Here is a 26,919-nt window from a genome sequence, read left to right as displayed (position 1 = left end):
ACGGAAAATCGGCTGTTTCAACACACCGATTTTCCGTTTTTCTTTATATTGCCGGGCCGGCCTCCTTGCGGCTGGCCGCGGCAATCGTTTTGATCTTCGCGGCTACTTGTTCCGTTTTTGCTAAAAGATACATATGGCCGCCTTTGAAATAGTGGAAATCGATCGTACGCGCCCACTTTTTCCAGCCATGCGCATCCTTCATGCATTTTTCATCGCGATCTCCGTTCAGGATATGAACAGGCGACATGAGCGGCGTATGATCCGTATGGCAGAACGTCTCAAGCGCTCTGTAGTCCGCTCTGAATGACGGCAGGAAAAAGTTCATGACTTCCCTGTTATCTTTCAGTTGTTGGGGTATTCCGCCAAGCTGGCTGAGATGGTCGAGAAATGCGTCATCATTTTTGTGAGACACTTTTTGCCGCTGAATATGAGGCGGCTGAATCGCTGAAATCACCGCAGCTGCCGGAAAGATGCCTTCTTGTTCAAGCTTTTGCGTCAACCTGTAAACAACCATCCCGCCCATGCTGTGGCCGAACAGTACGAATGGAGCGGAGAGCCTCGGCTTGAGCGCCGCTATATACAGATCGACGAGTTCTTCCAAATTGTCGACAAACGCCATTCGATTTGTTCCGTGTCCAGGCGGTTCGATGGCCAGTACTTCAAAATCTGCTTTTAAATGTTCATAAAGCGGTCTGAATGATGCCGAATATCCCCCGGCAAACGGGAAACAGATCAACTGCGTGCCGCCTGCCGGCGCTCCAAACTGCTTAATAATCTCGTTCATTTATCATGCCCCCCGATTACAGCGGCACGTTCGCCCAAAATCTGTCTGATCAAATCTGCATTGGTTTTGACAAAGACGTCCGCGAGCATTTCATCATGTCTTCCAACACCTTGATATTCATCATAAGAAGACTCCGTTCCTTCTTTCCACGTCGAAAGCCATTCCGGGAGCGGTTTCGCGTGCTCTGATTTGATCAAGTGAATCTCGCAGCTGACCGTTCCTTGATGGACAAGATTAACAAAGTAAGAATAATAGGCTGCCATCTTTTTGGCGATGCCATCGGCAACCGTCTTGATTTTCATATATTCATTGTCCTTGTTGGCTTCCATCAGAGCAGCTGTATCAGCTTCAATTGACCGCCCTTCTAAATCGCTGACACCGTTCTTCATATATGAATCGATCATCAGCAGCTTTTCGACTTTCCGCCCGTTCTTTTCGAGTGTTTGCGCCACTTCAAAGGCGAGGCCGCAGCCGGCCGAATAGCCGATCAATGTCAGCGGCTCTTCTGGCTGAAGGCCGGAGATGGCTTCTGCGTAGCGCACGGCGCGGTCATCGCTTTCTATAAAGTCAAACGCATGAATCTTGTATTCCGGCATTTGTTCGGCCAGTTTGCCGTACACGATGCCATAGCCGAGGACAGGCGGGAATGCGAACAAATGGCGGGTGCTTTCCTGATTGAAGACGGTTTTTTTCACGTCATCCGTATGTCCGCCCTGGTCGATATAAGCCGCGAGGCCCTCGATTGTGGGCATTTCAAACAACACATTCACCGGAACATCGATGGCGAGATCTTTCAGCATCCGGGAGGTGACAGCCATAGCTTTCAATGAATGTCCCCCGATTTCAAAAAAGTTCTCGTCTATTCCGATCTGCTGTCTACCGAGAACCTCAGACCAAATGATCGCAAGCTTTTCTTCCGTCATATTGCGAGGTGCACGGTGCTCTGTTGGATTCGGCCGGCCATCTGCTTCAGGAAGAAGGCGGCGGTTGACTTTTCCGTTTGCGGTGAGCGGCAGCTCTTCAAGCATGATATATGCATCCGGCACCATGTAAGCCGGGAGATTCCGAGCCAGTTGGCGGCGAACCTCCTCGTTCGAAACCACAGCTCCCCGCACCGGGACGACATAGGCGGTGAGCGCCGCATCCCCATTCCCTCTTTTCTTGGCGATTACAACGGCTTCCTTTACGCCTTGACAGCGCATCAGCTCCTCTTCGATTTCACCGAGCTCAATTCGGTGGCCGCGGATTTTCACTTGATCATCGATCCGGCCGATGAAGTCGATATTGCCGTCCGGCAGCCAGCGGGCCAGATCCCCTGTCCTGTACATCGTTTCACCGCTGTTGAACGGATGCGGCACGAATTTTTCCGCAGTCAGTTCCGGCCTGTTTAAATAGCCGCGCGATACCCCTGTACCGCTCAGACACAATTCACCTACCGCTCCAATCGGTTGAAGCCGGTTATTTTCCGTCAGAATGTATGCATTGGTTTCGTTTATCGGCTTGCCGATCGGAATGGAAACCGCGCTGTCCTCAATGCGGTTGACCGGATAGAACGTCGCGAAGACGGTCGTTTCCGTCGGCCCGTATACATGAATGATCCTGTCCGGTCCCATGGCGGCAAATGCTTTCTTGACATGGCTGACAGATGAGCGCTCTCCGCCGAACAGAACTTTGCGAATCCCTTTCATCCACTCTGTTCCCGCATCGACCAGGAGGTTGAACAGCGCCGTTGTCACAAACATGACCGTGATGTTTTCCTTCTGAATCGTTTCTGTCAGCTTGCCGATATGGAGAATCGTCGCCTGATCGGCCACTACCAGCTTTGCTCCGTTTAAAAGCGCGCCGTACACATCAAATGTGAAGCCGTCAAACGCATAGTTTGAAAGGGACAGCAAGGTGTCTTTCTCGGAAAGGCTGATGTAGTTTGTCTCTTTTACAACTCTTGTAATATTGGCATGTGTCGTCAGATTGCCTTTCGGTTTTCCCGTTGTGCCTGACGTATACATGATATAAGCAAGGTCGTCCGGTTCGGCGGCAATTTCAAGGTTTCGCCCGCTTTCTGCAGACACCGCCGGATCGTCGATCAAGATCGTATTCTGATGAAAAGAAAGCGACGCCGCCCGTCCGGCAAGCTCTTCTTGTGTCAACATGCAAACAGCCCCGCTGTCCTCCAGCATATACTGAATTCGCGCTTCAGGATATTCCGGGTCAATCGGCAGATAGGCGCCCCCTGCTTTTAAGACGGCGAGTATCGCGATGACCATTTCCGGCGAACGGCGGAACAAAAGAGCGACAGGTTCGCTGCGGCCGACGTTCTTTTTGCGCAAAAGATGCGCGACCTTGTTCGCCTGTTCGTTCAATTCCCGATATGTCAGCGTCCGCCCGGCCGCTGATACCGCGGGCTGTTCCGGGAGCGCTTCAGCACATTGCTCAAACCGTTGCGGGATCGTCAGCCCGGTTTGCTTCCGTTGGACTTGACCGTTAAATTCATGGAGAAGGCGCTCTTTTTCCTTTTTGGATACGACACAAATGTCGTCAAGCGGCTGCTCCGGATTTCTGATGATCTCGCGAATACCTGTCAATAGCTGTTCTTTTAGCTGCAAGATGAAAGATGGTTCGAAGACATTCCTGTTGTATGCGAGTTTCAACAGCATTTCTTCACCCGGTGAAGCAAGCAAATTCAGATCATAATTCGATTTTTCGAAAACGGTGATATCATCCATTGTGAAGCCGAGATTTTTTTCTTCGTGCTGTTTGTTGGCTTCTTGCAGCGGATAATTTTCAAAAACGATAATGTGGTCGATCAAGTTCGGCGCTGCTATATGACTTTGGATATCATAGAGCGGCATATATTGATGCGGCTCAGCTTCAAGCGCCTGCTTCTGCAATTCAGCGACCAGCTCTGTAAAGGTCGTTTGCGCGCCAAAGGTTACCCGTTTCGGGACGACATTGATAAACAAACCGACCATGTGCTCGACACCTTGAATGTCAGCGGGGCGGCCTGACACAACTGTACCGAAGATCAGATCGCGGGATCGCTGATAGCGGCTGAGCAGCACCGACCACACCGCCTGAAGAGCCGTGCTCAACGTGGTATGATGCGCTTTTGCAAGCTGTGTGAACGCTTCTGTATCTTCTTTTGGAAGTGTAAACAGCAGTTCTCCCGGCTGATTGCCGGCTTGCTCCGGTTTTTTCCGCTGTTCGCTGAATGTCGTCTGCCCTTCGAATCCGGCTAAATGATGTTCCCAGTAAGCCAGCGATCTTTGTTTGTCCTGACTTTCGAGCCATTTAATATAGTCTTTATAAGGTTTGACGGGCCCGAGGCTGTATAGCCTGTTTTCGCGGAGCGCGTTGTACACTTCAAACAGTTCCTGTACGACGATCCCGAAGCACCATCCGTCCAGAAGAATATGATGATAGCTCCACACCCATTCGTAACGGTCCTGTCCCTTTTTAAAAACCGCGGTTCTCATCGGAATGTCTTTTGAGAGGTTAAACCCTTTTTCTTTATCTTTTCGTTTATAATCTTCGATTCTCTCATTTTGTTCTGCTTCAGAAAGTCCTGATAGATCAATTTCTTCTGCCTGAAACGACCTTTCCTTTAAAACGACTTGAACCGGACGTTTCATTTTTTCATGAACGAAAACGGTTCGGAATATATCATACCTGCCGATGATGACATTCATGCTTTTTTCCAATATATCTTTTTGAAAAGAGCCTTTCACCTGCATGCTGATTTGTTCAATATAAAAGCCTTGTCCCGGATGCAGCAGCGTATGAAAAAGCATCCCTTCCTGCATCGGCGACAAATAGTATATGTCCTGGACATGTTCTTTTTTGAACTGGCTCAAAATCGTATCCCCCTTTCATAGGCTCGCCCGCTTAACAAGCGGGCAAGTCCTCGGTGTTTATTTCAAGTTTTCTTCAAGAACGTCAAACAGGTCGCCCATTTCTTCCATCTCAAGATCGCCGGCAGAAAAATCACTCGGTGTAAATTCGCGCTCCTCTTTAGCTGTACAATGGTCGATCAATGCCGTTAGGGAAGCTTTGAATCTGTCCATCAGCCCTTGTACGGTCTGTCTGTCATATTCCTCTGTATTGAATGAACATGACAAGATGAATTTTTCCTTGCTGATGATGCCGCTGAAGCTCAGCGCATAGAGCGCTTCAGACCTTTCAGAAACCTGTCTGCCCATATCATAAGAAGAAGGTCCGAAGAAATCGGTCTGCACCTCCCTGTCGATCTGCCCCAGGTAGTTAAAGCTGATGTCAGGCTTGATCGAGAAATCGGCACCGGCTTTTTTCCGGTCTGTTAAGTAGCGAAGAATGCCGTAGCCGATTCCTTTGTCAGGAATGCGCCGAAGGGTTTCTTTGACGTTTTTAATGGTCTCAGGCAATCCTGCCGCTGCTTCGCTTTTTAAAATAACCGGATATTGCGCGGTAAACCATCCCGCCGTTCTCGAAATATTCATCCCCGGAATGATTTCCTCCCTGCCGTGCCCTTCCATATTGATGCAAATATTGGAGCCGTTCGTCCATTCTCTGATTGTCAGGCTGAGGGCGGAAAGCAGGATGTCGTTGATATCCGTTCCATACGGCTCATGCACTTTCGTCAGCAGCAGACGCGTCTCCGCTTCGCTTAATTCAAACGTAACAGCAGAAGTGTTTTCCGCTTTTCTTTCTGCGGCAGCCCGATCTTTCGGCAGCTCGCAAATGCGCTCTTGTTCAAGTCTGCGCCAATAATCGGCCGTTTTAAGAAAGCGTTCGGTTTGTGCATATGCCTCAAGCTCTTTTGCCCAATCTTTAAACGAATTGGTTTTATCAGGGAAGACAATGTCATGCTGCTGTGCGGCTTGCGAGTAGCCTGATGCAAAGTCTTCCAGCAGAATTCGCCATGACACGCCGTCGATCATCAAATGGTGAATGACGATCAGCAAGTGGTCGCCTTCCGCAGTCTGATACTGTTCTGCCTTTACAAGCGGCCCGTTTTCGAGATCAAGGCTTGCCTGAAGACGGTTTGCCTGGGCGGCGATTTCCGTTTCAATGTCAGTGACATATCGAAGGTCAACCACTCGAAAGGCGAACGAACGGTCGCCCGGCCCGCGGTTATACTGAATGAGGCGGCCGTTTTTCTTTTGATACACCATGCGCAAGGCATCATGATGCTCTGTCAATGCCGCCAATGTCTGTTCAACGAGCTCCGGGTCAAACCCTGAAGGCGCGTGAAGCATAACCGACTGATTCCAGTGATGCTCGTTCGTAAATTTGCGTTCAAAGAACCAGCGCTGAATCGGCGTCAATGTGACTTCCCCTTCGACAGGTCCTTGATTGATCGGTTTAGCATCGGCCCATTCAATATACGAACTGATCTCTCCGATCGTCGGGTGCTGAAACAAGTCCTTCATCTCCAGCTTCCACCCGTGCTGCTGAAGCCGGCTTGCCATTTGAATTCCTTTGATCGAATCTCCGCCGAGCGCGAAAAAATTGTCTGTGATCCCGATTCGGTCTATACCGAGAACCTCCTGCCAAATGTCCGCCAACAGCTGTTCCGTTTCTGTAAGCGGCGCTTTGTATTCGGCTGTCTGCGCTTCGACGTCAGGCTGAGGCAGCGCCCTTCGGTCGACTTTTCCATTCGCCGTAACCGGGAGCTCATCAAGCTGCACCCAGAATGACGGTACCATATAGTCCGGGAGCGTCTGCGCCAGCTTCCGGGCGAGGCTTTCTGTATCAAGCTGTTCATTCGCAACGACATAGCCGCACAGCGCTTTGTTGCCGCAGGCGTCTTCGATGTCGGTGACGACGGCTTCCTGCACTTCAGAGAGCCGCGCGAGCTGGACTTCGATTTCAGAAAGTTCGATCCGGAAGCCGCGGATTTTCACCTGCTGGTCGATTCGGCCGATGTACTCAAGCCGTCCATCTTCCAGCCATTTGACCGCGTCCCCCGTCCGGTACATGCGCTCGCCCGGCACAAACGGGTCTTCCGTAAAATGCTTCGCCGTTTCCTCTGGCTTGTTCAGATAGCCGCGCGCAAGCCCGCGGCCGGCGATGCACAGCTCACCCGCGACACCGACGGGCTGGACTTCGTTGTTTTGTCCTAGCACATACGCCCGCGTATTGGCGATCGGCTTTCCGATTGAAAGCATTCCTTCATCAGGATCAATCGCCGCGCTCGTCGCGACGACCGTGTTTTCCGTCGGTCCATAGTTGTTGACGAGCGTGTAGGAGCGTTTTGCGATCCGTTTCAGCTTGTCTCCGCCCGTAAGCAGCACGCGCAGCGACTGGTTATCCAGCTCCATGAACTGTTCGCACAACTGTGTCGGCAGGAACGTGATCGTTATTTTGTTCTCTTCAAAGTATTGATTTAAGCGCGTAATATCCATTCGGATCGCTTCATCAATGATGTGAAGCTCCGCTCCGGCGATCCAGTACGGGAACATTTCCCAGACGGAAGCATCAAAGCCGAAGCCGGCATATTTCGCGCTTTTGTCCTGTTCGGTGACCTTAAAGGCGTCATTATGCCAATAACACAAATTCACAAGCGACCGGTGTTCGACCATGACGCCTTTCGGCTGGCCTGTCGTGCCCGATGTGTAGATCAAGTAGGCCAGGTTGTCTGACTGAGCTTGCGCGTTTGGATTCATGTCATCCTCTGGATAAAGCTCGCCGTCCAGAATGGAGCCTTCTCTATTCAAATCGATCACGTCTCCGGTAAATGTGTCCGGCACCGTTAATCCGCTTTGCGTCAAAAGCAGCTCTGCGCCACTGTCTTTTAGCACGTATCCGATCCGCTCGGCCGGATAGCTAGGATCGATCGGCACATAGGCCGCTCCCGCTTTCAAAATTCCGAGCACGCCAGCGGCCATTTCAAGCGAAGGCTTGACCATGATCCCGATCCGCTGTTCAGGGCGGACCCCTTTTTCGATCAGCAGCCGAGCCAGGCGGTTCGCCCGCGCGTTCAGCTCTTTGTATGTCCACTCCACGCCGTTGTACACCGCTGACCCGCGGTCAGGCGTGCGGAGGACTTGCGCTTCGAACAGCTCATGGACCGTTTTGTCCTCCGGCACATCAAGCTTCGTCTCATTCCAATTTTGAACGATCCGCCGTTTTTCCGCTTCATCCAGAAGCGAAAGCTCTGAAAGGCGGGCATCCGGGTTTTCGGCAACCGCTTCGAGCAGGTTAAGCAAGTATCCGCTCCAGCGTTCAATCGTTTGTTTCTGAAACAAATCTGTTGCATATTCGAACTGAAGACCAATTTCATGATCTTTTTCATAAGCCCCAAGTGTCAGGTCGAACTTGGCAGCTGCATGTGAAATCTCGTACGGCTCGATTGTCAGACCGTCTAAATCGAGCGTCTCTTTATCAGGATCTTCCGTTGTCAGCATGACATTGAACAGCGGATTCCGGCTCATGTCACGCGGTAAATCAAGCTTGGCGATCAGTTCTTCAAACGGATAGTCCTGATGGTCGAGGGCTGCGAGGCTGTTGTTTTTGACCTCTTCCAGAAACTCGCTGAATGATGCTTGATCAGGCACATGGTTTTTCAGCGCCAACGAATTGACGAACATTCCCGGCATGTCTTTCAGATCAGCATTCGTTCTGCCCGCTGCCGCTGTACCGACGACAATATCGTTTTGGCCGGATAGACGGCTTAAAAACAGGTTAAAAACGGCGAGCATCACAATATTTAGCGTCGTGTTCGTTTCCGCCGTCAAACGGCGCATTTTAAGGGCGGCGTCTTTTGATGCTTTAAAGCGAACCCGGTCACCGGCAAAGCTTTGGACAGGAGGACGCGGAAAGTCGAGCGGAAGGCTGAGTTCCGGAACGCTTTCCTTAAACTGACGGAGCCAGAAATCTTCCTGTTTCCGAATGTTTTCTTGCTGGTCAGGTTCTTGCTGCCACACCGCATAATCCTTGTAGTGCAGCTTCGGCTCAGGGAGCGAAGCGCCTTTATAAAGCTGAGCGATTTCTTTGACGAAAAGGCTTCTGGAAACGCCGTCCGCAATAATATGATGTGTATCAATCAAAAGCAGATGGCGCGTAGAGCTGATGGAAAGCAACTCGGCTCTGATCAGCGGAGCGGTGCTGAGATCAAACGGTCTGATAAAGCGGTTGATTTCCGCTTCTGCGTCCTCTTCACGAATATGAATAACCTTTAAGTCAATGTCCGCTTTTTCATGCACAATTTGAACGGTACGGCCATCGATTTCAATAAATGCGGTTCGCAATGATTCATGGCGGTTCACCAAGTCGGCGAACGCCCGTCTTAAACGATCCGTATCAAGCACGCCTTCCATCATGAGAACAGACGGCATGTTGTAGCCCGTTCCGTTCTTTTCAAAATGGTGGAGGGCATACATCCGTTGCTGAGCGGATGAAACCGGATACCAGTCGCGTTTTTCGGCAGGCTGAATCGCGCTTTGTTGTGACTGTCCTTCGGATGCTTCAATACTGCGGGCGAGCAAGCCGGCGGTCGGACAATCGAACAACGTTTTTAGCGGTACTTTTTTTCCGAGCCTGGATTGGATTTCCGCTATCAGCATCATTCCTTTTAATGAATGTCCGCCAAGATCGAAGAAATTGTCGTCAAGTCCGACCTTCTGAACGCCAAGCACCTCTTCCCAAATGCCGCAGAGGGCTTTTTCAATTTCGGTTGACGGCGCTCTATACGAATCGCTTCGTCCGTTTAGACCTTGCGGCTCCGGGAGCGCGCGGCGGTCCACTTTTCCGTTTGCCGAAAGCGGCATTTTATCCACCGTTACGAAGTATGACGGGATCATGTACGACGGCAGCCGCTCGGAAAGACGCTCTCTCAGTTCGGAAACCGGCAGCTGTCGTTTCGCTTGAATATAAGCGCACAATTCGTCTAACCCCGAGTCAGTCGTAAAGGAAAGAACGATAGCCCGCTCTATATCATCAAGCCCGTTAAAGGCTTCTTCGATTTCTTTCAATTCGATTCTGTAGCCGCGGATTTTCACCTGATCATCCGTCCGCCCCAAAAATTCAATCTCTCCATTCGGAAGACGGCGGACGAGATCCCCTGTCCGGTACATGAATGTGCCCGGCGTGTAAGGATTTTCGACAAACTTCGCAGCCGTGAGTTCCCGGTTGTTCACATATCCTCTTGCAAGCCCGCTTCCCGTTATATACAGCTCGCCTGCTGCTCCGGCGGGAACAAGCCGGTGGGAGGCGTCCAATACCAGTGCTCCGGCGCCCGAAATCGGCCGTCCAATCGTCGGACGCTCGGCGAATTGTCCGATCATGTCCGGCTCGACCGGTTTAGCGATTGCTCCGATCGTCGTTTCCGTCGGACCGTAATGATTGATGAATCTGGTGTCCGGATAGCGGGAATGGAACCGCTCCACATCTTTCGGATTGATTTTTTCTCCCCCTAGTACAATCAGTCTCAATGACTGAAGCCCCTTTGCCAAAGCGAAGCTTTGCGGCTGAACGACCGTATGGAAAAGCGACGGCGTCAGCTTCATATATGTGATCCCTTGTTCACCGATATAATGAGTAAATGCCTCCGGTTCTGTATACGTTTCTTTCGGGACGATATGCAGCTCTCCTCCGGCAAGCAGCACCGGGAAAAAGCTCGTGTATCCGAGATCGAACGCATAGGAAGACAAAAGCATCGTTTTATCCGAAGCTGACAGGTGCGCCTCACTGATAAACCAGGAAACATAGTTTGCCAGATTCCGGTGTTCGAGCTGAACACCTTTCGGCTGGCCAGTCGTTCCGGATGTGTAGATGATGTACGCCAAACTCGCTCCGTCCGTAGTTGGATACGGCCGTTTATTACTTGCCATCAGCGTGTCTTTTCTGACATCTATCAGTCTCCCGGTATACCAATCTGCGAGATCCGCTTGATGGGAAGGTTCTGTTAAGAGCCAGCGGACTCCGCTGTCTTCCAGCATATATTGCACCCTGCTCGTCGGCATTTCCGGATCAATCGGCAAAAAAGCGCCTCCTGATTTCATTACACCGAGAATCGCTGCGGCGACCTCTGCAGAACGATTCAGCATAATACCGACAACATCGTCTTTTCCGACGCCTTCACTGCGCAGCACATTTGCGATCTGATTTGCTTTTTCGTCGAGCACGCGGTATGTGAGGATCGTTTCCCCGCAGACAACGGCCGGCTGATCAGGCATTTCGTCCGCCTTTTCTTCAAACTGTACATGAAACGGCCGCTCCTCAAGGCGCTCCGCCTGGCTGCGCCTCGCTTCTTCGAGCAGAAGTGCGCGCTCTTTGACTGAAAGCAGTTCGATGTCCCTGAGCTTAATGCCGGGGTTTTCGCAGATTTTTTTAATCACATTTAAGAAGTGACCGCTCCAGCGCCTAATCGTTTCTTCTTTAAATAAGGATACGGCATAGTCAAAGCTCAAACCGATTTCGCCATCATGCTCCACAGCCTCAAGCGACAGATCGAACTTCGCCGTGCGGTGACGCACCGAGTAAGACGAAATCTGCAAATCTCCGAGTTTCAGCGTCGGGACCTCCATGTTCTGCATGTTGAAAAAGACGCTGAACAGCGGATTTCGGCTTGTATCCCGCGGCAATGGCAGTTTTTCAATCAGTTCTTCAAGCGGATAATCCTGCTTGGCAAAGCCTTGAAGACTTGTCTCTTTGACTTCCTGCAAAAACTGCTTAAACGTTTTTTCTCCTTCAAGACGATTGCGGAGCGCCAGCGTATTGACAAACATGCCCGGAATGTTGTGCAAATCCGGATGGGTTCTGCCTGCCACGGGCGATCCGACGATCAAATCATCCTGTGACGCATACTTGGAAAGCAGGATATTAAATGCAGCCAACAGGAACATATAAAGTGTCGCATCAGCTTCAGAAAGCAGCTTTTGAATGTCTGCCGTCATTTTTTGATCGATTCCGAAGACGACACGGTCACCTTCAAAGCTGCGTTTTGACGGCCGTGGAAAATCGTACGGCAGATCGAGAACAGGCAGCTCGCCTTTAAAAACGTCAAGCCAATACTGTTCTTGTTCTTTCAATTTCTCCTGATGCTCCGGTCCGTTTTGCCACACAGCGAAATCTTTATAGTGGAGCTTAGGGGCAGGCGCCTCTTCTCCGTGGTAGAAGCCGGCCAGGTCGCGAATCAGTATGCCGGTGGAGCTTCCGTCCGTAATAATATGGTGCATATCGATCATCAGCAGATGGCGTTTTTCTTCAAGCTTCACGAGCTCCGCCCTGACGAGCGGCGCCTTATTCAGCTCAAACGGCCGGATAAATTCTCTGATCGCCGCTTCGGCTTCCGCTTCTTCCGCCACTGATTCCGTCAGGTGAAAAACCGCGTCTTGATGGATGATTTGAACGATTTCTCCATCGATTAATTCGAACGATGTCCGCAATGTTTCATGGCGGCCGATCAAGGCCCGAAACGCGGCTTCCAAACGCTCCTTATCTAATTCGCCTTCCAAAAGCAGAACCGCCGGTACATTGTATCTCGTGCTTGCTTCTTCGAGCTGATTGAGGATGTACATGCGCCGTTGGGCGGACGAAACCGGGTAATTCGGACGGGATGGTGCCGGCGTAATCGAAGCGGTTTCCTCTTTTGTTTCTCCTTGAAGAAATTCGGCCAGCTCTCTGATCGTCGGTTTTTCAAATAATACTTTGATCGGCACCTCTTTTTGGAGCTGCTCTTGTATTTTGGCAGTCAGCATCATCGCCTTCAGCGAGTGTCCGCCGATGGAAAAGAAGTTGTCATCGATTCCCGGCTGCTTGATGCCGAGAATCTCTTCCCAGATTGCCGCCAGAATTTCTTCCGTTTCATTTTTGGGCGCTTCGAATCTAGCAGTCTCTTCAGCGATAGGAGCCGGAAGCTGACGTTTGTCAACCTTTCCGTTGGCTGTCAGCGGCATGCTGTCGAGTTCGATCAAATGAGCCGGAATCATATACTCCGGAAGCGACCGGGACAGCTCTGTCCGCAGCTGTGCGGCCGGCCTCGCGCCAACTGCAGTGTAATAGACGCAAATCTCGTTTTCTCCGGCGTTGTTTTCCCGAATGACAGCGGCCGCTTCTGAAATCCCCTCAAGGCGGGCTAAAGCCGCTTCAACCTCGCCTAATTCGATCCGGAAGCCGCGAACCTTCACTTGATGATCAATTCGGCCGAGGAATTCGATATTCCCGTCGGGAAGCCATTTTGCCAAGTCGCCCGTACGGTACATCCGCTTCCCTTCGGCAAAAGGATCGCCGACAAACTTTTCATCTGTCAGCTCAGGCTGATTCAAGTAGCCGCGCGCCACCCCGTCTCCGCCGACACACAGTTCACCGGGCACGCCGATCGGCTGAAGCGAGCCGTGTTCATCAACGATATAGGCGGTTGAATTTCCGATCGGCTTTCCAATCGGGATCGTCCTCTCATGTGCTTGATCGATCAAAAAACAGGTCGAAAATGTCGTATTTTCGGTAGGCCCGTATCCGTTCCAAAGCGACAGTTCCGGTGATTCGCGTTTGACTCTGTTGACGATTCCCGGAACAAGGGCATCTCCGCCGATAATCAGATCGTTCAAGGTTGCAAACATTCCCGGATCCTGCTGAGCAAGCTGATTGAAAAGAGGCGAAGTCAGCCACATTGTTGTGATTCCGGTTTCCTTCAGAAACATGTTGAACCTTTTTCCATCAAGGAGCGTCTCTTTCGGGACGGGATAAAGGGTTCCTCCGTTTAGCAGTGCGCCGAATACTTCAAATGTACTGGCATCAAAGCTGACAGCCCCTGTCTGCGCCATCCTCACGCCGCTCTTCAGCGGGATGTAGCCCGCATTTTTGACAAGGCGGACGATATTGCGGTGTTCGACCATAACGCCCTTCGGCCTGCCCGTCGATCCGGATGTATAAATGTAATAGGCAAGATCTTCGGGCTTGTTGACATGTTCAAGGTTGGCGGTATCTTCTTTTTCTGCATCCATCGCATTTACGGCGAGCACCTCATACCCTTCCAGCGAAATCTGCGTACTGTCTTTTGTAAGGACGATCTTTGACCCGCTGTCTTCGAGCAAAAAGCGAATCCGCTCTTCAGGATATCCGGGATCGATCGGCACGTACACGCCGCCTGCTTTCAGCACCGCCAGCATGCTGACGGCTGCTTCAAGCGACCGCTCCAACATAATGGCGGCGGCATTTCCGTGCATCAAGCCTTTAGCTTTAAGTCTTCTCGCGAGCTGATTGGCTTTCTCATTCAGCCTGCGGTAAGTCAGGCTTCTTCCGTCAGCGGCAACAGCCGTTTTGTCAGGAGACGCTTCAACCTGTTCTTCAAACAGCACCGGGATCGTCTTTTCTCTTGGATAATCGGATTTTGTTTGATTAAAAGCGAGCAGCGTTTGTTGCTCCTGTTTTGATAACACGGCGGCGCTGGCTGCTTTTGATTCGGGGTTTGTAATCGCCTCTTCTGCGAGTCTCGTTAAATGCCCGGCGGCCTGCTCAATGAAAGCCGCGTCAAAAGCCGCACCGTTGTATTTCAATTTGATCGTCCACTCAGCTCCCGGATAAACGATCAAATTAAAGTCGTAATTCGTTTGTTCAAAAGCTCCGGCAGCCTTGATGGAAAAGCCGAGCCTCTCATGAATCGTTCCGTTTTCAAGCTCCTTATCAAGCGGATAGTTCTCAAACGCGACAAGGTGGCTGATCAAGCGGCCGTCCAATGCCGATTGCTTTTGAATCTCATAGAGCGGTAGATAGTCGTACCGCTCCGCGTCAATCGCATGCTGCTGTGCTTGTTTGAACAGCTCGGCAAACGATGCGTTTTGATCGACCTTTAAACGGACAGGGATCGTGTTGATGAACAGCCCTGCCATATGCTCGATTCCGTCAATTTCCGACGAGCGCCCGGACACAACCGTGCCGAACACTACATCATCGGTTCTGTTATATTTGGCAAGGACCGCTCCCCAAATCGCCTGAAAAAGGTTGGGAGCTGTGACATGATAGCGGTTTGCCGCCTGTTGAAGGGCATCCACCATATTCTTGTCCCAAACAAACGTAAACTCCTCGTTCCGGTACGATTCTGAATCCGGCCGCGGTTTGCCGCCGGGAATGACGCTCGGACTTTCTAAACCCGAAAGGCGGTGTTCCCAGTAGGATGCCGCTTCACCCTTATCCTGCCGGCCGAGCCATTTAATATAGTCCGCATACGGTTTTCCCTGATCAAGCGGAACCGTCCAGTTTGCTCGAAACGCTTCATAGTTTTGAAAAAGGCGTTTCATTAATATCCCCATGCTCCAGCCGTCCATCACGATATGATGGTTGCTCCAGACGAGAAGGTACTTATTCCGGTCAAGCCGAAAGACCGCCGTTTTAAACAGCATGTCTTTCGCCAAATTAAACCCGGCAGCCTGTACCTCTTGTTTATACCGGTCAATGCGGTTTGTTTGCCTTTCCTCATCCAAGTCCGCAAGATCCTCAAATTCCACTATTGCCTGCCGTTCAGCCAGGACAACCTGGCGCGGTTTTTGCAATTGCTGGTGAACAAAAACCGTTCTGAGAATATCGTATGAACGCACGAGCTGATTCACGCTTTTTTCAAAGATCCCCAAATCAAATTCCCCGTCTATGAATAGCTCCAACTGTGTGAAGTAAGAGGAAGATTCCGGATCAAGCATTGCGTGGTACAGCATTCCTTCCTGCATCGGTGTCAAAGGATACACCTTTTGAATCTTTTGTTTCCCCATAAGGCACCTCGTTTTTTTGTTAGAAAATCTCCATTAATTTATCTAATTCTTCAAGCGTGAGTTCGTCATCTCCAAGATCGCTCGGGGTCAGTTCGCCCCCATCCCGCTCTAAGCAATGATCGATCAATTGCAGCAAATAAGTTTTAAAGCTTGCGGCGACAGCGGCGACGTTGCTTTCTTTATATTCGAGTGAATGATAAGCGATTGACATTGTCAAAATGCCGTCTTCGATATAGCCGACGATGTCCAGCGCATTCGGTTTTTCCGTTTCCGGGCTGAGCGGGTCGCCGGACGGCAAGATGGATCTCGTGAACAGACCCGAATCCGCCATCTCTGTAAACTGGCCCAAATAGTTGAAGCTGATATCATGCTTGATCGGCTTCGCCTTTTTGCCTTCTTCGGTCAAATAACGATAAATGCCATAGCCGATTCCTTTATTCGGAATGTGGCGCAATTCTTCTTTGATCTGTTTGATTTGATAGCCGATATCCCCTGAATGGCGCATTTGAATCAGCGCCGGGAACTGGCTTGTAAACCAGCCGACCGTCCGGGAAATATTCAAGCCGTCTATGATGTCCTCCCGGCCGTGTCCCTCTAAGCAGATGATAAAGTCTTCCTGCCCCGTCCACTCTTTCAGCGCCAAGCCCAACGCCGTAAGCAAAATGTCGTTCATTTCCGTGTTATATGCTTCATGAACTTTTGTCATCAACTGTTCCGTTTCTTCTTTTGAGAGGGAAAACTCAGCCGTTTTCGTATGGCGCATCCGCTTGTCCTCTGCTTCATCGTCTTTCGGGAGCGCTGCCGTCTCCGCCTGTTCGATTTCCTGCCAATAGCCGATTTCTTTTGCGAAAGCTTTTGACCCTGCATATTCTTCCAGGCGAGCCGCATATTCAGCAAAAGAGTGCGTCTTGTCTTGAAGAATAATCGGCTCCCCTTTTTCAGCCTGGGCGTACCCGGCGGCGAAATCCTCAAGGAGGATTCTCCATGAGATTCCGTCCACAACGAGATGATGAATAACAATGAGAAGATGATCGCCTTGATCCGTTTTAAAGATCGCCGCTTTCAAAAGCGGGCCTTCGGTTAAATCGATACTGCTTTGAATCCGGTTTGATGCCTTCAACACGGCAGCTTCAAGTTCAGCGCCCGATTCATTGAAGCGGATGACTTCAGGGCGAACCGCTGTTTCTTCCAGCCCTCTGTTGTACTGAACAATCCCGTCTCCATTTCGTTGATAAACCATGCGAAGTGCGTCATGATGTTCGATCAGCTTGCTTAAAGCCTTGCCTGCCGTTTCCGGGTCGAATCCCGTTAAAGCGTGAAGCATGACCGACTGATTCCAGTGATGCTCGTTCGTAAATTTGCGTTCGAAGAACCAGCGCTGAATCGGCGTCAATGTGACTTCGCCTTCGACAGGGTTCTGATCGATCGGCTGATCGTCAGCCGCTTGAACATAAGCACTCAGCTCTCCGATCGTCGGGTGCTGAAACAAGTCCTTCATCTCCAGCTTCCACCCGTGCTGCTGAAGCCGGCTTGCCATTTGAATTCCTTTGATCGAATCTCCGCCGAGCGCGAAAAAATTGTCTGTGATCCCGATTCGGTCTATACCGAGAACCTCCTGCCAAATGTCCGCCAACAGCTGTTCCGTTTCTGTAAGCGGCGCTTTGTATTCGGCTGTCTGCGCTTCGACGTCAGGCTGAGGCAGCGCCCTTCGGTCGACTTTTCCATTCGCCGTAACCGGGAGCTCATCAAGCTGCACCCAGAATGACGGTACCATATAGTCCGGGAGCGTCTGCGCCAGCTTCCGGGCGAGGCTTTCTGTATCAAGCTGTTCATTCGCAACGACATAGCCGCACAGCGCTTTGTTGCCGCAGGCGTCTTCGATGTCGGTGACGACGGCTTCCTGCACTTCAGAGAGCCGCGCGAGCTGGACTTCGATTTCAGAAAGTTCGATCCGGAAGCCGCGGATTTTCACCTGCTGGTCGATTCGGCCGATGTACTCAAGCCGTCCATCTTCCAGCCATTTGACCGCGTCCCCCGTCCGGTACATGCGCTCGCCCGGCACAAACGGGTCTTCCGTAAAATGCTTCGCCGTTTCCTCTGGCTTGTTCAGATAGCCGCGCGCAAGCCCGCGGCCGGCGATGCACAGCTCACCCGCGACACCGACGGGCTGGACTTCGTTGTTTTGTCCTAGCACATACGCCCGCGTATTGGCGATCGGCTTTCCGATTGAAAGCATTCCTTCATCAGGATCAATCGCCGCGCTCGTCGCGACGACCGTGTTTTCCGTCGGTCCATAGTTGTTGACGAGCGTGTAGGAGCGTTTTGCGATCCGTTTCAGCTTGTCTCCGCCCGTAAGCAGCACGCGCAGCGACTGGTTATCCAGCTCCATGAACTGTTCGCACAACTGTGTCGGCAGGAACGTGATCGTTATTTTGTTCTCTTCAAAGTATTGATTTAAGCGCGTAATATCCATTCGGATCGCTTCATCAATGATGTGAAGCTCCGCTCCGGCGATCCAGTACGGGAACATCTCCCAAACGGAAGCGTCAAAGCCGAAGCCGGCATATTTCGCGCTTTTGTCCTGTTCGGTGACCTTAAAGGCGTCATTATGCCAATAACACAAGTTTACGAGCGACCGGTGTTCGACCATGACGCCTTTCGGCTGGCCGGTCGTGCCCGATGTGTAGATCAAGTAGGCCAGGTTGTCTGACTGTGTACCTGCCTGTGGGTTCACCTCATCGTCTTTTGTGATTTCTTCGCTCAGCATCGAATCGAGAAGAAGTGTTTCACCGCTGAATTCTTCAGGTGCGGCTAAGTTTGTTTGCGTCAGAAGCAGCTCTGCGCCGCTGTCTTTCAGCACGTATCCGATCCGTTCAGCCGGATAGCTAGGATCGATCGGCACATAGGCCGCTCCCGCTTTCAAAATCGCGAGCACGCCGGCGGCCATTTCAAGCGAAGGCTTGACCATGATCCCGATCCGCTGTTCAGGACGGACCCCTTTTTCGATCAGCAGCCGGGCCAGACGGTTCGCGCGCGCGTTCAGCTCTTTGTACGTCCACTTCACGCCGTTGTACACCGCTGCCCCATGGTCAGGCGTGCGGAGGGCTTGCGCTTCGAACAGCTCATGGACCGTTTTGTCCTCCGGCACAGCCAGTCTCGTCTCATTCCAATTTTGGACGATTCGCCGTTTTTCCGCTTCATCCAGAAGCGAAAGCTCTGAAAGGCGGGCATCAGGATTTTCGGCAACCGCTTCGAGCAGATTGACCCAGTACCCGCGCCAGCGCTCGATCGATTCATGCTTAAAGAGAGCTGTATTGTATTCCATTTCAAAAACGAGAAGTCCGTCCTCTTCCGCCGCTGTCAGCGTCAGGTCAAACTTCGCGGTCTGATGGGCAAAATCATACGGCTTGAGTGTGATCCCTTCCATTGACAAGTCCTTCAAATCGGCATTTCGCATTGAAAAGACGGCATCAAACAATGGGTTTCGGCTCATGTCGCGCTGGATGTTCAGCTTCTCGATGAGTTCTTCAAACGGGTAATCTTGATGCTCAAACGCGCCGAGCGTCGTTTCTTTCACTTCCTCAAGGAATGCAGAAAACGGCTTGTCTCCTTCAGGACGCGTTCTTATTGCAAGCGTATTGACAAACATGCCGATGATCCGGCTCAAATCAGTATGCGGCCGCCCGGCAGCCGGAGAGCCGACAATGACCTCGCTCTGTCCGCTCAGTTTGGATAAAAGCGCGCTGTATGAGGCAGCGAGCACCATGTATAAAGTGCTGTCCGTTTCCTTGGCCAGTTTTCTCAGCTGCTGGACAAGCTCCGGTTTCAGCGCAAAGCTGAGACGGCTTCCTTCAAACGTTTGAATAGAAGGACGCGGATAGTCTGCCGGAAGCGTCAAAACAGGCAGCTCGCCGGCCAGCTCCTTGAGCCAGTATTCCTCCTGCACTTTGTGCCGTTCTGTCAGCAGATGCTGCTGCCATACAGAAAAGTCTTTATACTGAATCCTCAGCGGTTCAAGCGCCTCTCCCGCATAAAGCTTTGTCATTTCATCGATCAGGACGCTGACAGAAGCGCCGTCTGAAATGATATGATGCATATCCACAAGCAAAAGATGTTTTTCTCCCGTGAAACGTATGATGCTCATTCTAAATAACGGGGCTTTTGTTAAATCAAACGGCCTGATGAATTCTTTAATCAGCTTTTCCGCTTCTTGTTCATCTGCATCGATGACATCAATGGTCAATTCCGCAGCTTCCCAAATCCGCTGAACAGGTTCGCCGTCCTTGATTTCAAATGTCGTGCGGAATGCTTCATGGCGCTTGATCAGCATTTGCGCGGCAGACTCGAGGCGCTTCAAATCAAGCTTCCCTTCAAGCTGGAGAACGGCCGGCATGTGATAGCTTTTCTCAGCGCCTTCAATCTGCTGTAGGACGTACAGCCGTTTTTGCGCCGAAGATACCGGGTACGTTTCCCGGTCCGGCACCGCTTCAATATAAACGGCTGATTTTTTCTCAGTTTTTTCCGCAGCCTGCGCCAGGGTTTCGATTGTCGGCGCCTGGAACAAATCTTTCAGCTGCAGATCAACATTCATCTCTTGCTGGATACGGGCAATGAGCGTCATTCCGATTAAAGAGTGTCCGCCAAGTTCAAAGAAATTGTCATGCACACCGATTTTCGGTACATTGAGCACTTCCTGCCAAAGATCGGCAAGCTGTGCTTCTGTTCGGCTCCTTGGCGCCGTATATTCCTTTTGCGCGGCCTGCGTGACATCCGGCTCAGGCAGCGCCCTTCTGTCGACCTTTCCATTGCCTGTGAGCGGAAGCTCCTGAAGCTGCATAAACACGGACGGGATCATGTAGCCCGGCAGACCTTCTGCCGCATATCGGCGAAGCTCTTCACTAGAAAGCTCCTGATCGGCCGTAAAGTAAGCACAGATCATTTGATCTCTCTTCCCGGTGTCAACAGCAAGAACAGCGGCTTCCTGTACCATTTCATGTGTGAGGAGATGGTGCTCGATTTCGCCCAGCTCGATCCTCTGTCCGCGAATTTTGACCTGATGATCAATCCGTCCGATAAATTCGAGACATCCGTCGTCGGCAAGCCATCTCGCCATATCGCCCGTCCGGTAAATCTTCTCACCGGTTTTGAACGGATGTTCCGTAAACTTTTCAGCCGTCAGTTCCGGGCGGTTAAAATAGCCGCGGACAAGGCCGTCTCCGCCGACGCACAATTCTCCCGCAACCCCTGCCGGCTGTACATTGCCGAATGAATCAAGAATCAGAACCTCCGTATTGCTGACAGGCTTTCCGATCGGTATAGCCTGCGCATCGTCCGGCACTTCGTTGACTGGATAATAGGTTGTAAAGACAGTGCTCTCAGACGGGCCGTACATATGAAGCAGCCGTCCTTTGCCAACTGTGTTCAGAGCTCTTCTGACATGATCGACAGATGCACGTTCGCCGCCGAACAGAACCCTGCGGAGTCCCTTCAAACTGTCCGGCCGCATGTCTGTCAGCAGATTGAATAATGCGGTCGTGATCATTAAGACGGTAACCTTTTCTTTTTCAAGTACATGTGCGAGCCGGCTCATATCAAGAATCGTGTCTTTTGGAGCTATCACCAGCTTGGCGCCGTTCAGCAATGAACCGAACACATCAAACATAAAGGCATCAAACACGTAATTTGAAATTGAAAGAACGATATCGGATGTCATCACATCCAAGTAATTTGTGTTTTTTACCGTACGCAATATATTCCGGTGAGAAACCATATTGCCCTTAGGCGTCCCAGTCGTTCCGGATGTATACGTTAGATTGGCCATTGCTTCCGGTGAAATCGGAAGGCGCAAATCAGACGCATCTCCCAGATAAAGGTGTTCATCCTCAAGAAATAGAATGTCGCCGCCAAATTCAGCCGCCTCAGCGAGCGGCTTCATCGCCTTTTGCGTTAAAAGAACCGCCGCTCCGCTGTCCTCGAAGAAATGTTGCACACGTTTTTCAGGATGATCCGGATCGATCGGCACATAAGCAGCGCCGGCTTTCAGCACAGCGAGAATGCCGATGACCATTTCAGCCGACCTGGCGGTGAGAATGGCTGCCGTCGTGCCGGGCTGCACACCTCTTTCGCGGAGGCGCCTCGCCAATTGGTTCGCTTTCCGATTGAGCTCACCGTATGACCATACTTTGTCTTCAAATTGCAGGGCGGGATGTCCGCCTCTTTCCGCCGCCTGTTCCTCAAATAGCTGAACGATCGTTTTCTCCCGCGGATAATCGCTTGCCGCGGGGTTGAACGCGACGAGCTGACGATTCGTTTCCTCTTCTGTCAAAAGGCTGTACTCGCCGATTCTGTGCAGCGGATCAGCCGTCATGCCCTCCAGAAGGTGCAAATATGCTTTCAGCATCCTTTCTGCCGTATCTTTTTTAAACAGCTTCGTACTGTAATCCAAATCGAGAATCAATTCTCCCTGCTCTTCTTTCGCCTGCAGCGTCAGGTCGAACTTTGCAATATTGAAGTTCGTTTCATAAATCGAGAGGTGCAAATCGCCGAGCATCGGAATGTCTTCCCATGCATTTTGCAAAATAAACATCGTGTCAAAGACGGGATGACGGCTTAAATCGCGCGATGCACCAACCTTTTCCGCAAGCCGCTCAAACGGATAATCCTGATGCTCAAAAGCGTCGATTACCGTTTTCTTTACATCATGTAGGAAGTCTCTGAACGTTCTGCCCGACTCCACTTTTGAACGGATCGCCAGCGTATTGACAAAGATGCCGATGATTCCTTCCAGATCGGAATGTCTGCGGCCGGCCGCCGGCGTTCCGACGATCACATCTTCCTGCCCGGAGTACTTTGCTAGCAGCATGTTGTATGCGGCCAGCATGACCATATACAATGTCGCGCCGTTTTGCTCTGCCAGCACGGCTAATTTTTCTTTCATGTCTTTTGGCAGGACTGCGGATACCCTGTCTCCTTCAAAGCTTTGAACAGACGGCCTCGGCTCATCCGTTATCAGCTGCAGTACGGGAAGCTCTCGGGCGAACACGCTTTGCCAATAAGCCTCTTCTTTTTGAAAACCTTTTTGTGCCTGCGTCCTTTGCCAGAAAGCATAATCTTTGTAATGCAAATTCGGCTCCGGCAGTTCTTCCCCTTTATACAGTGCGGCCAGCTCATTCAATATGATCGAAATCGACACGCCGTCAGACACAAGATGATGCATATCGAACAACAGCACATGTCTGCCGTCTGCGAGACGGACGAGACCGGCTCTCATCAGCGGAGCTTTGGCGAGATCAAAGCGGCGGACAAAAGATTTTGCCATTTGTTCGATCGGCTTCCCATCTGCTTCAACCTTCTCAATCTTGAACTGAACCCTTTGATGAATATTCTGTCTCGGCTCGCCATCGACAACTGTAAACGAAGTCCGCAGCGCCTCATGCCTGTCAATCAGTTTTTGAAAAGCAGCTTCAAAGCGCTGAACATCGAGGGTGCCCTCAAGCATCGCCGCGGCCGGCATATTGTAGCCGACTCCGGCATCCTCCAGCTGGCTGACGATATAAATTCGCTGCTGCGCCAATGAGAGAGGATAATCGTCACTTTCCGGCGCCGGTTCAATTACCGTGTATCCGTCTTTCTCCGCTTCAGAAACAAAGCCGCTTAACGCCGCCACTGTCGGTTTTTCGAACAGGACTTGCAACGGAACCTCGACACCGAAAGCTTTATGAATTTTTGCCAGCATGGCCATCGCTTTGAGAGAATGGCCGCCCAGTTCAAAAAACTGGTCGTGGATTCCGACTTGTTCAGTTCCGAGCACTTCCTGCCATATACCCACCATTTTTTCTTCATATTCATTTCTCGGTGCCGCATACTCTGCAGTCCCGCTGACAGAGACTTCATGGCGAAGCAGCGCTTTCCGGTCGACTTTGCCGCTTCCCGTCAGCGGTATTTCATCAAGCTCGACAAAGTGGGAAGGTATCATATAGTCAGGCAGATGCTTGGATAAATGCTCCCTCAGCCCCTGAAGGTGAATTTCCCCGCTTTGTTTTGGCACGACATAAGCGCAAACCTCAAGGCTGCCCTTGGTTTCGGGCCGCGCGAGGACAACTGCTTTTCCGACAGCAGGGGCTCCTTGCATCACCGACTCTATCTCGCCAAGCTCGATCCGGTAGCCGCGGATTTTCACTTGATCGTCTTTTCGGCCGATGAAATCAACCGTACCGTCAGGAAGCCAACGTACTGCATCCCCTGTTCGATACATGAAACCTCCGGGGACAAACGGGTCTTCCAAGAACTTGTCTGCGGTCATGTCAGGTAAGTTCAAATAGCCTCGGCCGACTCCGTCTCCTGCAATATACAATTCCCCTTCGACACCATCAGGAAGGAGTGCACCGTTTTCATCCAAAATATAAAAACGGTTGTTTCCAATCGGTCTGCCGATCGGGACATAGGCCGTATCGCCTTGAAGATCTGCGTGGTTTGTCATCGTAAAAGAAGAAGCATCCACACAAGTTTCAGTCGGGCCGTAAACATTCGTAACAGCAGGCACGGATTCAGCTGTTTCTGCAAATAATTGAAGCAGCCTTTCCGTTGCGACCCTTGATAATGCCTCTCCTCCAACAAGCATATGCCTCAGTTTGACACCTGAAAGATCATCGGCAGCAGACAAAAGCTGCAAATGAGCCGGCGTACCGTCTGACACATCGATTTGATGGCGGCGGTAATAATCCGATAAAGCGCGTCCGTCGGAAACCGTCTTTTTCGGTACGATGTACAACGTTTGGCCAAGCAATAGAGACGTAAAAATCTGCTGAACGGAAGCGTCAAAATGAAACGAAGCCAGAAGTGCCAGCTTCAAATCATCCTGATCATATGCACCAACGGCCTGCTGAAGCCCTCTTACAAGGTGGTGGACCTGCCTGTGTTCAATCATGACGCCTTTTGGACGGCCCGTTGTCCCGGAAGTATAAATGATATATGCAAGGTGCCCGGCGCCTGCCTCTGAAGACGGATGACCGTTTTCCAGCGATTCAGAAAGCGCTTCGCTGAACCGCACAGTTTCGGCCGTTTCAAAAGTCAGCCCGCTGTCTGTGATAACCACTTTGACCTTTGAATCCTCCAGCATAAAGCGAATTCTTTCTTCCGGAAATCCGGGATCGATCGGTACATAAGCTCCGCCGGCTTTCAAAACGCCCAGCATCGCCGTAATAACCCGCTCTGACCGCTCCATCACTATCGCAGCCGGAGTGTCAGGCCCGATGCCTCTTCTTCGAAGCGCCCTTGCCAGACGATTCGATTGTTCATTCAGCTCACGGTACGAAAGTTTTTGTCCTTCATATACAACGGCGGTTTTTTCGGGATGATCGGCTGCTTTTTGTTCGAATAAACCGTGCAGGGTCATGTTCTTGTCATATGCGATGGTTTGGCTTGATGCACGCTTTAACAGCCGCTCTTTTTCAAATGCGGGAACAATCTCCAGTTCAGCGATTGTTTTTTGCGGAAACAACAAGGCATCTTCAAGCAGCGTCATCAGCCGTTCATATAAAACGGCCATTTCTTCACAGGTGAAAAGCTCCTCCCTGTAATCAAAATCAATCGCAAGCGTCCCGGTATCCCATCTCTCTTTCACGTGAATGGAAATATCGTTTACTTCACTGCCGCTGAAAATCGGCTCGGTAAGAAATGACAACGTTTCTTTCCTCTGCCATTGCATAACTTGATATTCCAGTGAGACGGCGAACAATTTGCTGACATGCGGCTGTCTTTCCCGCAAATCATTAATCAGCAGATTGTACGGATACTTTTGATGCCGAATGATCTTCAGCTGATCTTTCATTCTTTCCTGCACAAATGCACTAAAGTCCTGGTGTACATCAATGGAGGCTTTCATTGGAATCGTCGATACGAACATCCCGAGTATCTGTTTTTCTTTTGCATTTGTCCGGTTACCCATAAATGTTCCGAGAACGACGTCTTTTTGTCCGGTTATCCGGTGCATATAAATGTGCAAAATGGATAAGAACAGGGAGAGCACACTTATGTTGTGTTCCTTACAATACGTTTGAATTTTTTTATACAGGACAGGGGAAATCTCTTTTGAAAAGCGGGCTGCATTCAATTGGATCTGATACGTATCGCTCGCCTTTAACGATACGGGCTCCGGAATCACTTCATATTGTGCGTTCCAATATGCTTTATCCTTCTGGAACCGCTTCGAATTTTCATACTCCAACTCACTCTGAATATGTTCCGTAAATGATGACTGAACAGGTTCGAGGCCGGTTTCCCCTTTAGCAAGCTTCAAATAAATGTCTGTAATGCGGTTGCCCAAGATCGTCATCGAAATACCGTCGGAAATCATATGATGAACTTTTGCAAAAAACCAGCTTTCTTCCTCACTGATGCGAACGACGGCAAATTTAAACAGCGGACTTTCATACAAAGGCAGGGGTCGGCGCGCCTCAGCTTGTCCCCATTTAAGAACGCCGTCCGCTCCTCCGATTTCTGAAGCGTCGAAATATTCAATCCGGAAAGGTTCGTCTTCCGCTATATATTGCTTCGGCTCATCCCCTCCTTCAAACAACAGTCTGAATCGCATGGTTTCATTTGTACGGACAAACTGGCGAATGGCTTCAGTCAATAACCCGGAATCGATTCCGGAGGCAGATTTTAATTTTCCAAAGCCGCTCAAATTTGAAACACTTGTGCCGGGATAGAACTTTTCAGTGTACCAAATTCTCCTTTGAGCATGTGTCAGCGGGTAACATGTGTTTCCCATTTTTTATTCCTCCTTTATCTTTTGCTATGTATGACGATGCGAACAGCCAAGCCGCAATGCAATGTTGCGGTATTGCGATAAGCGAAAAACGCTGTCACAGATTTGTCATTTCCAATAAAACATTATTTTGGAAATAAAAAAGAAAAGAGTCCACCCGAATAAAAACGGGCGAACTCCCTGTTTATTCGGCAACCTGTCAACCGTAGCACCGTCAGTACCTTAGGCCATGGCTTTGCGTCCCTGCGTTTCCGCAGGTTTGCCTTTATCTGCTTTTATTGATATAAATTCATTTTCTGCTCACAGTTCACTTTAAATGAAAATTTTGTTTTTTTCACCGAAAAATAGGTGAAAAGTTTCATGCGGGATGCCGAATGTTATCCATGAATGTTAATGCGTGATACCGAAATCGACAAAAAAATATGCGGGAAAACGAAAAAAACCGCTTAATTCCGCAAAAAATTCCAAATCCTAGATAAAGAGTATATTAAAATATTAAAAAAACAGCCTTAACTTCATGAATAAATCATGAAAATCCGTTAAGGCTTAGGCGTTTTCTTTTACAATGTTCATTCAAATAAAACGTTTCTTTTACCCAGCCGTTTAAACTGACGAGAAAAGACAAACAGCTTGCGAAAACATTGAAGCAGAACGGAAAATCACTGAACTGTCTCCTCCTAAACGGTATC

General features: G+C 50.5%; 4 protein-coding genes and 1 riboswitch. All 4 genes read right to left on the bottom strand.

The window, feature by feature from the left end; translation table 11 throughout:
• Nucleotides 1–43 precede the first annotated feature (43 nt).
• The 4 genes from licTE to licA are packed head-to-tail and all read right to left on the bottom strand — an operon-like array spanning nt 44 to nt 26,233.
• Nucleotides 44–784, bottom strand: coding sequence for a lichenysin biosynthesis thioesterase LicTE (licTE, locus tag MHB72_RS02120; protein ID WP_026580516.1), 741 nt, complete (start codon nt 782–784; stop codon nt 44–46).
• Complete coding sequence (licC, locus tag MHB72_RS02115; protein ID WP_216921970.1) at nt 781–4,635, bottom strand: lichenysin non-ribosomal peptide synthetase LicC; 3,855 nt, start codon at nt 4,633–4,635, stop codon at nt 781–783. The genes licTE and licC overlap by 4 nt, the downstream gene beginning before the upstream one ends.
• Nucleotides 4,636–4,692: 57 nt before the next feature.
• Nucleotides 4,693–15,462 (bottom strand): lichenysin non-ribosomal peptide synthetase LicB, encoded by a 10,770-nt coding sequence (licB, locus tag MHB72_RS02110; RefSeq protein WP_340901596.1) that lies wholly within the window; start codon nt 15,460–15,462, stop codon nt 4,693–4,695.
• A 19-nt stretch (nt 15,463–15,481) separates the two neighbouring features.
• Nucleotides 15,482–26,233: a lichenysin non-ribosomal peptide synthetase LicA gene (gene licA / locus MHB72_RS02105; RefSeq protein ID WP_340901594.1), complete on the bottom strand. Its 10,752-nt coding sequence runs from the start codon at nt 26,231–26,233 to the stop codon at nt 15,482–15,484.
• Nucleotides 26,234–26,417: 184 nt separating this feature from the next.
• Nucleotides 26,418–26,504, bottom strand: a riboswitch (cyclic di-GMP riboswitch).
• Between the last annotated feature and the right edge of the window lie 415 nt (nt 26,505–26,919).

This window comes from Bacillus sp. FSL K6-1284, from assembly GCF_038002625.1.
In the GTDB taxonomy this organism is placed as follows: domain Bacteria; phylum Bacillota; class Bacilli; order Bacillales; family Bacillaceae; genus Bacillus; species Bacillus paralicheniformis.
Note: the sequence above shows the minus strand (reverse complement) of the source record. Positions and strands in the feature narration are given on the sequence as shown.